The organism is Frankia sp. CcWB2, assembly GCF_977927585.1.
On sequence record NZ_CDWRCM010000018.1, the window covers coordinates 7,596 to 20,286 of the forward strand.

Consider the following 12,691-nt stretch of genomic DNA (forward strand, 5'->3'; position numbering starts at 1 on the left):
ACGGCTTCGCGTGCTCGGTCCGACCAGAACGGGCCCGACCAGAACGGGCCCGGGAAGGACGGCTCCGCTCGGGTGCTGCCTGATTCCGCCGTGGCCGGATCCGGCCCGGCCCGGCCCGCGTCCCTGGCCTGTCCACCATTCTCGTCTTCGGAGGGTTCCGCCCTATGACCACCTCTGCCGAGACCGCCCTGGAAGGCCTTGGTTCCTATCGGTTCGGATGGGCTGACACCGACGCCTACGCCGCCGACGTGGAGCGCGGCCTGTCCGAGGCGGTTGTCCGCGGCATCTCGGCCAAGAAGTCCGAGCCGTCGTGGATGACCGACCTGCGCCTCAAGGGGCTGCGGCTGTTCGAGCGCAAGCCCATGCCGACCTGGGGTGCCGACCTGTCGGGCATCGACTTCGACAACATCAAGTACTTCGTCCGCTCCACCGAGAAGCAGGCCGAGGAGTGGGAGGACCTGCCCGAGGACATCCGGGCGACCTACGACCGCCTCGGCATCCCCGAGGCGGAGAAGCAGCGCCTCATCGCCGGGGTCGCCGCACAGTACGAGTCCGAGGTCGTCTACCACAAGATCCGGGAGGACCTCGAGGAGCAGGGTGTCATCTTTCTGGACACCGACTCCGGGCTGCGTGAGCACCCGGAGCTGTTCCAGGAGTACTTCGGCTCGGTGATCCCGGTCGGGGACAACAAGTTCGCCGCGCTGAACACGGCGGTGTGGTCGGGCGGATCCTTCATCTACGTGCCGCCGGGCGTGCAGGTCGAGATCCCGCTGCAGGCCTACTTCCGGATCAACACCGAGAACATGGGCCAGTTCGAGCGGACGCTGATCATCGTCGACGAGGGCGCCTACGTGCACTACGTCGAGGGCTGCACGGCGCCGGTCTACTCGTCGGACTCGTTGCACTCGGCGGTCGTCGAGATCGTCGTGAAGAAGAACGCGCGCTGCCGGTACACGACCATCCAGAACTGGTCGAACAACGTCTACAACCTGGTCACCAAGCGCGCCGCCTGCCACGAGGGCGGCACCATGGAGTGGATCGATGGCAACATCGGTTCCAAGGTGACGATGAAGTACCCGGCCGTGTGGCTGCTCGGCGAGCACGCCAAGGGCGAGGTGCTCTCCATCGCCTTCGCCGGTGCCGGTCAGCACCAGGACGCGGGCGCGAAGATGGTGCACGCCGCGCCCCGGACCTCCTCGACGATCGTCTCCAAGTCGGTGGCCCGCGGCGGTGGGCGGACGTCCTACCGCGGGCTCGTCCAGATCAACGAGGGCTCGTCGGCCTCCCGGTCGACGGTCAAGTGCGACGCGTTGCTCGTCGACACGGTGAGCCGCTCGGACACCTACCCCTACGTCGACGTGCGCGAGGACGACGCCTCCATCGGGCACGAGGCGAGCGTCTCCAAGGTCGGCGAGGACCAGCTGTTCTACCTGATGAGCCGGGGCCTGTCCGAGGAAGAGGCGATGGCGATGGTCGTGCGCGGCTTCGTCGAGCCGATCGCCCGGGAGTTGCCCATGGAGTACGCCCTCGAGCTCAACCGCCTCATCGAGCTGCAGATGGAAGGTGCGGTCGGCTGATGGTCGTCATCGACGCCACCGGTCGGCCCCCGGCCGCCTCCGGTGCCGTACCCCGTCCCGTACGGTCCCGTAACCCGCTCGACCACGCCGTGCCCACCGGACGCGAGGAGGCGTGGCGGTTCACCCCGCTGCGCCGGCTGCGCGGACTGCCGACCGGCCCCGAGGCCGACGGCAAGGTCTCCGTGTCGGTCACGGCGCCCGCGGGGGTCGAGGTGGAGCAGCTCGCCGTCGGCGACGCCCGGATCGGCCGGGTGCTGACCCCGGCCGACCGGGTGGCTGCCTTCGCCCTGACCCGGTCGGCGGGCGCGCTCGCCGTCACCGTCCCGGCCGAGGCCGCGCTCACCGAGCCGGTGGTCGTGCACCTGCACGGTGAGAGCCCCAGGTCCCCGGCCGGGTTCGTCGCGACGAGCGGCGACGGCGGGCGGCGCGGCTCCCCGGGCGGGGTGGCCTACGGTCACGTCCTCGTCGAGGTGGGCCCGTTCGCGTCGGCCACCGTGGTGCTCGACCATACCGGCAGCGCCACCTACGCCGGCAACGTCGAGGTGTACGTGGGGCACGGCGCCTCGCTCACCTTCATCACCCTGCAGGACTGGGACGACGACGCCGTGCACCTCGGCGCGCACGCCTACTCGCTGGGGCGCGACGCCCGGCTGCGCTCGTTCACCATCACCCTCGGCGGTGACCTGGTGCGCCTCAACCCGACCGTGGACTACCGCGGGCCCGGCGGCGACGCCGAGCTCTACGGCGTGTTCTTCACCGACGCCGGCCAGCACCAGGAGCACCGGCTGCTCGTCACGCACGAGCCGCGTTCCTGCCGCAGCCGGGTCACCTACAAGGGCGCGCTGCGCGGGGACGCCGCCCACGCGGTGTGGATCGGCGACGTCCTCATCGGCGCCGACGCCGTGGGCACGGACACCTACGAGCTCAACCGCAATCTCGTGCTCACCGACGGCGCGCGGGCCGACTCGGTCCCGAACCTGGAGATCCTCACCGGTGAGGTCGCCGGTGCCGGTCACGCCAGCGCCACCGGCCGGTTCGATGACGAGGCGCTGTTCTACCTGCAGTCGCGGGGGATCTCGCCCGAGGAGGCCCGCCGGCTCGTGGTGCACGGCTTCTTCGCCGAGATCATCGACCGGATCGACGTGCCGCAGCTGCGGGAGCGCATCATGACCAAGGTCGCCGGCGAGCTGTCGGCGGAGGTGGGCGGATGACGACCGCGACCGGCGGTTCTGCCGCGGGCGGCTCCTCGGTCGCCCCGCGGTGGCACCGGGTGTGTGCCGCCGCGGACCTCGCCGAGGGCAGCGCGATCGGCACCGAGATCGAGGGTGTGCCGGTGTGCGTGGTGCGGTCGGGCGGGGCGGTCTACGCCGTGCGCGACGAGTGCTCGCACGCCGACGTGATGCTCTCCCAGGGCGAAGCCGAGGACGGCAAGATCGAGTGCTGGCTGCACGGGTCCCAGTTCGACCTGGCCAGCGGCGTCCCGCTGAGCCTGCCGGCGATTGAGCCGGTGCCCACGTACGCAGTGACCGTCGACGGCGACGACGTGCTCGTCGACGTTACCCATCCAAACGTTACACATTCGAACCCGGAACGAGGGTGACGGCAGCGGTGTCCACACTGGAGATCCGCAATCTGCATGTCTCGGTGGAGACGGACGGCGAGGGCACGCGCGAGATCCTGCGCGGGGTGGACCTGACCGTCCGCAAGGGCGAGACGCACGCGATCATGGGGCCGAACGGGTCGGGCAAGTCGACGCTGTCCTATGCGATCGCGGGCCATCCCAAGTACACGGTCACCGAGGGCAGCATCACGTTCGACGGCGAGGACGTCCTCGCGATGAGCGTCGACGCCCGGGCCCGGGCCGGGATCTTCCTGGCGATGCAGTACCCGGTGGAGATCCCCGGGGTCTCGGTGTCGAACTTCCTGCGCTCCTCGGTCACGGCCGTGCGCGGCGAGGCGCCGAAGCTGCGGACCTGGGTCAAGGAGGTCAAGACCTCCATGGCTGCGCTCGAGATGGACCCGGCGTTCGCCGAGCGCAACGTCAACGAGGGCTTCTCCGGCGGCGAGAAGAAGCGTCACGAGATCCTGCAGATGGCGTTGCTCAAGCCGAGGATCGCTGTGCTGGACGAGACCGACTCCGGCCTCGACGTCGACGCGCTGCGCATCGTCTCCGGAGGCATCGAGTCGGTGCGGGCCCAGGGGGAGACGGGCATCCTGCTCATCACCCACTACACCCGAATCCTGCGCTACATCCGTCCTGAGTTCGTCCACGTCATGGCGGCGGGGCGGATCGTCGACGAGGGCGGCCCGGAACTGGCCGCCGTGCTGGAGGAGTCCGGCTACGACCGCTACGCCAAGGGTGGCGGCGCTCCCACGCCGGCCGGCGTGGGAGCGGTGTCATGACGCTGACCGACGCGGCCGTGCGCCTGGGGCCCGGACCCCGGCTCGTTGGCGGGTTCGACGTCGAGCAGGTCCGCCGGGACTTCCCCGCCCTGGCCCGCACGGTGCACGACGACCGGCCGCTGGTCTACCTCGACAGCGCCGCCACCTCGCAGAAGCCGCTGGCGGTGCTCGACGCCGAGCGGACCTACTACGAGCTGCACAACGCCAACGTGCACCGCGGCCTCCACGTGCTGGCCGAGGAGGCCACCGGGCTGTACGAGGCCTCCCGGGACAAGGTCGCCGCCTTCATCGGGGCGGGCGACCGCCGGGAGGTGGTGTTCACCAAGAACTCCTCGGAGGCGCTGAACCTCGTCGCCTACGCGATGAGCAACGCCGGGGCCGCCGGCGCCGAGGCGGAGCGGTTCCGGGTCGGCCCGGGTGATGAGATCGTCGTCACCGAGATGGAGCATCACTCCAACCTCGTGCCGTGGCAGATGCTGGCCCGGCGCACCGGGGCGACGCTGCGCTGGATCGGGCTGACCGACGACGGCCGGCTTGACCTGAGCAACCTCGATTCGATTATCACCGAGCGGGCGAAGGTCGTCGCCTTCGTCCACCAGTCGAACATTCTCGGCACGATCAACCCGGTCGCGCAGGTGGTGGCGCGGGCCCGCGAGGTCGGCGCGCTGACCGTGCTGGACGGCTCCCAGTCGGTGCCGCACAACCCGGTCGACGTCACCGATCTCGGGGTGGACTTCCTGGCCTTCACCGGGCACAAGATGTGCGCGCCCACCGGGGTCGGGGTGCTCTGGGGGCGCTACGAGCTGCTCGAGGTCATGCCGCCCTTCCTCGGCGGCGGCGAGATGATCGAGCTTGTCACCATGGAGGGCTCGACCTACGCGGCGCCGCCGCACCGGTTCGAGGCCGGCACCCCGATGATCGCCCAGGTGGTCGGGCTCGGCGCGGCTGTCGACTACCTGACCGCGCTCGGCATGCCGGCCGTCGCCGAGCACGAGCACGCGGTGACGGCCTACGCGCTGGACGCCTTCGCCGAGGTGCCGGGGTTGCGGATCATCGGTCCGCCGACGGCGGACGCCCGCGGCGGGGCGATCTCCTTCGTGCTGCACGAGGACGACGGCCGGCCGATCCATCCCCACGACGTCGGACAGATCCTCGACGAGCGCGGCATCGCCGTGCGGGTCGGGCACCACTGCGCCCGGCCGGTCTGCCTGCGGTTCGGGGTACCTGCGACGACCCGCGCGTCGTTCCACCTTTACACGACGACCGGTGAGGTCGACGCCCTGGTGGAAGGACTGCACGGGGTCCGGAGGTTCTTTCTGAGGTGAAACTCGACTCCATGTACCAGGAGATCATCCTGGACCACTACCGCAACCCGCTCCACCGGGGGCTGCGGGATCCCTTCGACGCCGAGGTGCACCACGTCAACCCGACCTGCGGCGACGAGGTGACCCTGCGGGTGAAGGTCTCGGACGGGGTCGTCGAGGACGTCTCCTACGAGAGCGAGGGCTGTTCGATCAGTCAGGCGTCGGCGAGCGTCATGAGTGATCTCGTGATCGGCAAGCCGGTCGACGCGGCGCTGAAGCTCGAACGCGAGTTCTTGGCGCTGATGCAGTCGCGGGGCACCGTCGAGGGTGACGAGGACGTGCTGGAGGACGCCGTGGCGTTCGCCGGCGTCTCCAAGTACCCCGCCCGGGTGAAATGTGCCCTGCTGTCCTGGATGGCCTGGAAGGACGCGACCGCCAAGGCGATGGATCCGAGCGTCGCCGGTGCCGGTGCCGCCGCATCCACCTCTGTCGCGTTCCCCCGCGTCGCCCCCCTCGACGTACCCGAGCAGGAGAAGCCATGAGCGAGACGGTGACCGAGACGCGCTCGACCGAGACGGGAGAAACCGCCGAGGCGGCGGACCAGCCCGCCGGGGTCCCGAAGCCGCTGCTGGACCCGGACCCGACGGGACCGGGCGCCCCGCCGGAGCTCGCCAGCTTCGAGGACATCGAGGAGGCGATGCGCGACGTCGTCGACCCCGAGCTCGGCATCAACGTCGTCGACCTCGGCCTCGTCTACGGCATCCACGTCGCCGACGACAACACCGTCACCCTCGACATGACGCTGACCTCGGCGGCCTGCCCGCTCACCGACGTCATCGAGGACCAGACCCGCTCCGCCCTGGTCGATGGCCCGGACGGGCTGGCCGCGGATGTGACCATCAACTGGGTCTGGATGCCGCCGTGGGGACCGGACAAGATCACCGACGACGGTCGCGAGCAGCTGCGCGCGCTCGGCTTCAACGTCTGACGGCCGCCGGCTGCCGGGCCGCCCGCCCTCGGGCTGCCGTCCGCCCTCGGCCCACCGGATGAACAACCGGTGGGGTTCACGCAACATACGGCTGGCTACCCAGCAACCACCGCTCACTCCGCCCGTGTCCGCCCGCCAGGCTTGTAGGGTCGGAACCAGGCGATCGGCGTCGTCATCGGCCCATTTCGGCGGGGCTTTCCGCATCGTGACGTGGTGTCCGGCCCCGCCGGTCGTTCGGAGATCGAGCCGGAAGACGGGAGCCTGTCTGTGCCGAGCCCGCGGGTCCTCGGTCTGGTGCTGGCCGGGGGTGCCGGACGGCGGCTGGCGCCGCTGACCGCGGACCGGGCGAAGCCCGCCGTCCCCTTCGGTGGGCTGTACCGCCTGATTGACTTCGTGCTGTCCAACCTGGTGAACGCGGGCTACCTGCGCATCGCGGTCCTGACCCAGTACAAGAGCCACAGCCTCGACCGGCACATCACGACGACGTGGCGGATGAGCAACCTGCTCGGCAACTACGTCACGCCGGTGCCGGCGCAGCAGCGGCTGGGGCCGCGATGGTTCGCCGGCAGCGCCGACGCCATCCACCAGTCGCTGAACCTCGTCTACGACGACGCCCCGGACATCGTCGTGGTCTTCGGCGCGGACCACGTGTACCGGATGGACCCGCGGCAGATGGTCGCCCAGCATCTCGACAGCGGAGCCGGCGTCACCGTCGCCGGGCTGCGGGTACCGAGATCCGAGGGCCGGGCGTTCGGGGTTATCCAGACGGCGCCCGACGGCCGCACGATCGAGGCGTTCCTGGAGAAGCCCGCCGATCCGCCGGGTCTGCCGGGCAGCCCCGAGGAGACGTTCGCCTCGATGGGCAACTACGTCTTCTCGACGGACGTGCTGATCGACGCCCTGCGCAAGGACGCCGCCGACGAGGACAGCGTCCACGACATGGGCGGGAACATCATCCCGATGCTCGTGGCCCAGCGGGCGGCGGCGGTGTACGACTTCGCCGGCAACGTCGTCCCGGGCACGACGCTGCGTGACCGCGGCTACTGGCGCGACGTCGGCACCGTCGACTCGTACTTCGAGGCGCAGATGGATCTGTGCGCGCTCGACCCGGTGTTCAACCTCTACAACCGGGAGTGGCCGATCCTCACCAGCATCCCCTCGCTGCCACCGGCGAAGTTTGTGCACGATGGCCTGCAGCGCACCGGCACGGCCATGAACAGCATCGTCAGCAACGGAGTCATCATCTCCGGGGGCACGGTGCGCTCGTCGGTGCTGTCCCCGGGAGTGCGGGTGAACTCCTGGGCCGAGGTCGACCACACGGTGCTCCTGGACAACGTGGTCGTCGGCCGGGGGGCCGTCGTCCGCGATGCCATCCTGGACAAGAACGTGCACGTGCCGGCGGGCGCCCAGGTCGGGGTGGACAAGGACCGGGATCGCGCCCGCGGCTACACCGTGAGCGAGCAGGGCGTCACCGTCGTCGGCAAGGGCATCACGATCGCCGACTGAACCGGCCGCCATCCCCCTATCCGCCCGCACCCGTCCCGTCACGGCACCGTTGGGAGAGACCGCACATGCGCGTCGCCATGCTCACCCGGGAGTACCCCCCGGACGTCTACGGCGGGGCGGGTGTGCACGTCGAGTACCTGAGCCGGGAGCTCGCCCGGCTGGTCGACCTCACCGTCCACCGCGAGGGGCCGGCGCCGGGCGGCGGGGCGCCGGGCGGTGGGCCCGCGGGTGCGGTGCCGTCGACCGGTGCCGTCGACCGGTGCCGTCGACCGGCCGGTGGTCGAGAGGGCGGGTGCCCCGGGCGTCGCCGCGGTCGCGGCGCACCGGAGCTGGGCCGCGCTCGCCGACGCGAACGACGCGCTGCGGACCGTGTCGATGGACCTGTCTATGGCCGCCACGGCGGCCGGCGCGGACGTGATCCACTCGCACACCTGGTACGCGAATCTCGGTGGCCATCTCGCCGCGCTGCTCGGCGGCGTCCCGCACGTGATGACCTCGCACTCGCTGGAGCCCCGGCGTCCCTGGAAGGCCGAGCAGCTGGGCGGGGGCTACCGGGTGTCGTCCTGGTGCGAGCGGGTCGCGATCGAGTCGGCGGCCGCCGTGGTCGCGGTCAGCGCGGGCATGCGCGCGGACATCCTCGATGCCTACCCGGCGGTCGATCCGGCCCGCGTGCACGTCATCCGCAATGGCATCGACACCGACGAGTACCGTCCGGACACCGCGACCGACGTGCTGGAACGCCACGGGGTGGACCCGGATCGGCCGACGGTGATCTTCGTGGGGCGGAGCACCCGGCAGAAGGGGCTGCCGGTGCTGCTGCGGGCGGCGGCGGCGATCGACCCCCAGGCGCAGCTCGTGCTCTGTGCCGGGGCCCCGGACACCCCTGCGCTGTTCACGGAGATCACCGACCTGGTCGAGGGCCTGCGCGCCGGCCGCGACGGCGTGGTCTGGCTGCCCGGGATGCTGACGAAGCCGGAGGTGATCCAGCTGCTCAGCCATGCCACCGTGTTCGTCTGCCCGTCGGTCTACGAGCCGCTCGGCATCGTCAACCTGGAGGCGATGGCGTGCGGCACCGCGGTCGTCGCCTCCCGGGTTGGTGGCATTCCCGAGGTCGTCGACGACGGCGTCACCGGTCTGCTGGTGCCGCCCGACGACCCCGGCGCGCTGGCCGGGGCCGTCAACGAGGTGCTCGCGGACCCGGTCCGGGCGGCCGCGATGGGCCACGCGGGCCGGGACCGGGCCGTCACCGAGTTCGGCTGGGCTGCGATCGCCGAGCGCACCGCGCGGCTGTACGCGTCGCTGACTGGCGGCTGACGGCTCAGCTCGGCTGGGGCTGTCAGCTCGTCCAGGCCGTTTCGGAGACCGGGGAGCGACCGAGCAGCGGACGCCACCAGGCTTCGTTCTCCTTGTACCAGGCGATGGTCGACCGCATGCCCTCGGCGAAGTCGATCAACGGCGCCCAGTCCAGCTCGGTCCGCAGCTTGGTGGAGTCCAGCAGGTAGCGGCGGTCGTGCGAGGGACGGTCGGGCACGATCGTCTTCAACGACGCGGGCAGACCGAGCTCGGCGAGCACCGTGTCGGCGATCGTCTCGATGTCCGCTTCGACGCCGGATCCGACGTGGTAGGTCTCGCCGAGCCGCCCGCGGTCCAGAACCGCGTCGATCGCCCGGCAGTGGTCCATCACGTGCAGCCACTCGCGCCGGTTCGTGGTAGAGGCGTACATCGGGAGCGACTCGCCCTGCAGCGCCCGGGTCACGAACAGGGGGATGACCTTCTCCGGAAACTGGTAGGGACCGTAGTTGTTCGAGCAGTTGGTGATCGTCACGGGGAGGTTGTAGGTAAAGCCATAGGCGCGTACGGCGTGGTCCCCGCCGGCCTTCGCCGCGTTGTAGGGCGTGCGGGGGAGGTAGGGGGAGTCCTCGGTGAAGGCGCCGGGGTCGTTGAGGTCCATGTCGCCGTAGACCTCGCAGGTGGAGATCTGGTGGAAGCGGGCCACCCCGACCGTGCGGGCCGCCTCGAGCAGGGCCTGGGTACCCATCACGTTCGTCGAGAAGAACTCGCCGGGGCGAATGATCGCCAGACTGTTGTGCGACTCGGCGGCGAAGTTCACCACCACGTCCACGGAGTGCTCCCGCAGCACCGACTCGACGAGCTCCTGGTCACGGATGTCGCCGTGGACGAACGTGACGCGGTCCGCGACGTCGGCGAGGTTCTCCCGGCAGCCGGCGTAGGTCAGGGCGTCGAGCGCCACGACCGCGTCCCCCGGATGCCGCGTCCGCCAGTAGCGGACGAAGTTCGATCCGATGAACCCGGCGGCTCCGGTCACGAGGAGCGTCGACATGGTGTGCCTTTCGATCGGTGCGCAGGCGCGGCGACGCCTGCGGCTGGGCGGTGGACGGACGTCGTCCATGTTCTCGTGGCGGGCGGGCACCGGCCTGGCCCGCGCGCGGCCACCCGGACGACGGCGGGTGACCGTGGGCGCACGGGCACCCTACGCTCTGGCGCGTGGCGGGCCTGCCCGAGGGCTAGCCGGCGGCCACAGCGGCCTATGCCCCCCGTACTCTTGAGGTCATGAGCATCGTCGTATCGTGATCGTCGCGTGCCCGACCGTGCCGTCCTTGGTGGGCACGGTGCGCGACCTGCCCTGTGCCCGACCTACCCCGTGCCCGACCTCGGTCGTCCCGGTTCGCAGTGCTCTGGTGGGGTCCCCGCCGTTGTCCGTGTCAACCCGACGTCGCCGGTGTAACGCTCTGACGCTCGCCCGGCGTTGTCTGGAAGCCCGAAAGAGGCCCTACCTCGATGATCATTGTGTCCGAGCTCGAACTGCGTGCCGGAGCCCGCACTCTGATCGAGCCCGTATCCTTCCGGGTGCAGCCGAACGACCGGATCGGTCTCGTCGGGCGCAACGGGGCCGGCAAGACGACGTTGCTGAAGGTGCTTGCCCGGGAGGGGCTGCCGTTCGCCGGCACCGTCGACCTCCGGGGTGAGATGGGTTACCTCCCCCAGGACCCGCGTACCGGCGATCTGGCCGACACTGCCCGTGATCGTGTGCTGTCGGCACGTGGTCTCGACGTTCTCCTGCGCGAAATGGAGAAGCTGCAGCTGGAGATGGCCGAGCTGGTCGACACCACGGCGCGGGACGCGGCGATCCGCCGCTACGGCAGCCTGGAGGAGCGATTCGGGACGCTCGGCGGTTATGCCGCCGAGGCGGAGGCTGCCCGGATCTGCTCGTCGCTGGGCCTGGCTGACCGGGTGCTCGTCCAGCCCATCGGCACCCTGTCCGGTGGGCAGCGGCGGCGGGTCGAACTCGCTCGCATCCTGTTCGCCGGGTCCGGCAACGCCGACGCGACCCTGCTGCTCGACGAGCCGACGAACCACCTCGACGCCGACTCGATCGGGTGGCTGCGGGACTTCCTGCGCGCTCACACGGGTGGCCTGATCGTGGTGAGCCACGACGTCGACCTGCTCGACAAGTGCGTGAACAAGGTCTTCCACCTCGACGCCAACCGGGCCACCCTCGACGTCTACAACGTGAACTGGAAGACCTATCTCAACCAGCGCGAGCTGGACGAGCGCCGCCGTCGCCGGGAACGCGCCAATGCCGAGAAGAAGATCGACTCGCTGAAGGCGCAGGCCGACAAGATGCGCGCCAAGGCGACCAAGGCGCGGGCCGCCCATCAGATGGACCGGCGGGCCGAGCGGCTCGCGGCCGGGCTCGCCGAGGCGCGCGTCGCCGACCGGGTAGCCAAGCTGCGCTTCCCGGACCCGGCTCCGTGCGGCCGCACGCCGCTGACCGCCACCGGACTGTCGAAGTCCTACGGCTCGCTGGAGGTGTTCACCGGCGTGGACCTCGCGATCGACCGCGGCTCGCGGGTCGTGGTCCTCGGGCTGAACGGTGCCGGCAAGACCACGCTGCTGCGCATCCTGGCGGGCCAGGAGGCGCCCGACGTCGGTCAGGTGCATCCCGGTCACGGTCTGCGTCTCGGGTACTACGCGCAGGAACACGAGACGCTGGACACTAGCCGCTCGGTGCTGGACAACATGCGGGCCGCCGCGCCGGGGGCGTCGGACGTGGAGCTGCGTCGCATCCTGGGCGCGTTCCTGTTCAGCGGAGGCAGCGTGGAGCAGCGTGCCGAGACCCTGTCCGGCGGCGAGAAGACCCGCCTCGCGCTCGCCGGACTGGTCTGCAGCTCCGCCAACGTCCTCCTGCTCGACGAGCCGACGAACAACCTCGACCCCGCCTCGCGCGACGAGGTGCTTGCCGCGCTCGCCACGTACCGGGGCTCGGTCGTCCTGGTCACCCACGACCCGGGGGCCGTCGAGGCACTCGACCCGCAGAAGGTCCTGATGCTGCCGGACGGGGTCGAGGACAACTGGTCACCCGATCTGGCCGAGCTCATCACCCTGGCTTGAGCAGGAACCCTGCCCCGGGAACGGAATGGAGAACCTTTGTGAGTACGCAGGGCGGCACCAAGGCGGTCATGGCGGCACTGATCGCCAATCTGGGTATCGCGGTGGCGAAGTTCGTCGCGTTCCTGTTCACCCAGTCGTCGTCGATGCTGGCCGAGTCCATCCACTCGGTGGCCGACTCCGGCAACCAGGGCCTGCTCCTGCTCGGCCAGAAATGTTCCGTCCAGCCGCCGGACGAGGAGCATCCCTTCGGGTACGGGCGGGCGCGTTACATCGCCGGCTTCCTGGTCGGGATCGTGTTGTTCAGCGTCGGTGGGCTGTTCTCAGTGTATGAGGGCGTCGAGAAGCTGCGCCATCCGCATGAGCTGGAGAGCGGGCTGGTCGCGGTCGTCGTCCTGCTGACCGCGGTGCTGCTGGAGTCGTACTCCTTCGCGACCGCCATCCGCGAGTCGAAGAAGACGAAGGGCGACCAGTCCTGGTGGCGGTTTATCCGGGAGGCGCGG

At 70.4% G+C, this 12,691-nt stretch carries 12 protein-coding genes; 11 read left to right on the forward strand and 1 reads right to left on the reverse strand.

Annotated elements, in window-relative coordinates:
* Positions 1-164: 164 nt before the first annotated feature.
* From sufB to glgA, 9 genes are all read left to right on the forward strand, one after another.
* On the forward strand, positions 165-1,577 hold the full coding sequence (sufB, locus tag ACY45C_RS03670; RefSeq protein WP_462186239.1) for a Fe-S cluster assembly protein SufB: 1,413 nt from the start codon (positions 165-167) through the stop codon (positions 1,575-1,577).
* Complete coding sequence (gene sufD, locus ACY45C_RS03675; protein ID WP_462186240.1) at positions 1,577-2,788, forward strand: Fe-S cluster assembly protein SufD; 1,212 nt, start codon at positions 1,577-1,579, stop codon at positions 2,786-2,788. The genes sufB and sufD overlap by 1 nt, the downstream gene beginning before the upstream one ends.
* Positions 2,785-3,177, forward strand: coding sequence for a non-heme iron oxygenase ferredoxin subunit (locus tag ACY45C_RS03680; RefSeq protein WP_462186241.1), 393 nt, complete (start codon positions 2,785-2,787; stop codon positions 3,175-3,177). The genes sufD and ACY45C_RS03680 overlap by 4 nt, the downstream gene beginning before the upstream one ends.
* 8 nt (positions 3,178-3,185) lie before the next feature.
* Positions 3,186-3,980 (forward strand): Fe-S cluster assembly ATPase SufC, encoded by a 795-nt coding sequence (sufC, locus tag ACY45C_RS03685; protein WP_462186242.1) that lies wholly within the window; start codon positions 3,186-3,188, stop codon positions 3,978-3,980.
* On the forward strand, positions 3,977-5,305 hold the full coding sequence (locus ACY45C_RS03690) for a cysteine desulfurase (protein WP_462186243.1): 1,329 nt from the start codon (positions 3,977-3,979) through the stop codon (positions 5,303-5,305). The genes sufC and ACY45C_RS03690 overlap by 4 nt, the downstream gene beginning before the upstream one ends.
* Positions 5,302-5,826, forward strand: a complete 525-nt coding sequence (sufU, locus tag ACY45C_RS03695; RefSeq protein ID WP_462186244.1) for a Fe-S cluster assembly sulfur transfer protein SufU — start codon at positions 5,302-5,304, stop codon at positions 5,824-5,826. The genes ACY45C_RS03690 and sufU overlap by 4 nt, the downstream gene beginning before the upstream one ends.
* On the forward strand, positions 5,823-6,272 hold the full coding sequence (locus ACY45C_RS03700; protein WP_462186245.1) for a metal-sulfur cluster assembly factor: 450 nt from the start codon (positions 5,823-5,825) through the stop codon (positions 6,270-6,272). Before sufU ends, ACY45C_RS03700 begins: the two co-directional genes overlap by 4 nt.
* Before the next feature lie 267 nt (positions 6,273-6,539).
* Positions 6,540-7,778 (forward strand): glucose-1-phosphate adenylyltransferase, encoded by a 1,239-nt coding sequence (gene glgC / locus ACY45C_RS03705; RefSeq protein ID WP_462186246.1) that lies wholly within the window; start codon positions 6,540-6,542, stop codon positions 7,776-7,778.
* A 276-nt stretch (positions 7,779-8,054) separates the two neighbouring features.
* Entirely contained in the window at positions 8,055-9,092 is a 1,038-nt protein-coding gene (gene glgA / locus ACY45C_RS03710; protein WP_462186247.1) for a glycogen synthase, read from the forward strand.
* 22 nt (positions 9,093-9,114) lie between these two features.
* Here the strand turns inward: glgA and rfbB are convergent, their stop codons facing one another.
* Complete coding sequence (gene rfbB / locus ACY45C_RS03715; protein WP_462186248.1) at positions 9,115-10,119, reverse strand: dTDP-glucose 4,6-dehydratase; 1,005 nt, start codon at positions 10,117-10,119, stop codon at positions 9,115-9,117.
* A gap of 458 nt (positions 10,120-10,577) precedes the next feature.
* Here rfbB and ACY45C_RS03720 point away from each other — a divergent pair, with 458 nt between their 5' ends.
* Together ACY45C_RS03720 and ACY45C_RS03725 are read left to right on the forward strand one after the other, a co-directional pair.
* Positions 10,578-12,191 carry an ABC-F family ATP-binding cassette domain-containing protein gene (locus ACY45C_RS03720; RefSeq protein ID WP_462186249.1) on the forward strand — a complete coding sequence of 538 codons (1,614 nt, stop codon included), beginning with the start codon at positions 10,578-10,580 and terminating at the stop codon, positions 12,189-12,191.
* 38 nt (positions 12,192-12,229) lie between these two features.
* Positions 12,230-12,691, forward strand: a 462-nt coding sequence (locus ACY45C_RS03725; RefSeq protein WP_462186250.1) for a cation diffusion facilitator family transporter, incomplete at its 3' end; no start/stop codon positions are given.

Coding starts and splice junctions, on each gene's coding strand:
- rfbB (WP_462186248.1), bottom strand. CDS start 10,119: ATGTCGACGCTCCTCGTGACCGGAGCCGCCGGGTTCATCGGATCGAAC.
- ACY45C_RS03680 (WP_462186241.1), top strand. CDS start 2,785: ATGACGACCGCGACCGGCGGTTCTGCCGCGGGCGGCTCCTCGGTCGCC.
- ACY45C_RS03720 (WP_462186249.1), top strand. CDS start 10,578: ATGATCATTGTGTCCGAGCTCGAACTGCGTGCCGGAGCCCGCACTCTG.
- sufB (WP_462186239.1), top strand. CDS start 165: ATGACCACCTCTGCCGAGACCGCCCTGGAAGGCCTTGGTTCCTATCGG.
- ACY45C_RS03690 (WP_462186243.1), top strand. CDS start 3,977: ATGACGCTGACCGACGCGGCCGTGCGCCTGGGGCCCGGACCCCGGCTC.
- sufD (WP_462186240.1), top strand. CDS start 1,577: ATGGTCGTCATCGACGCCACCGGTCGGCCCCCGGCCGCCTCCGGTGCC.
- ACY45C_RS03700 (WP_462186245.1), top strand. CDS start 5,823: ATGAGCGAGACGGTGACCGAGACGCGCTCGACCGAGACGGGAGAAACC.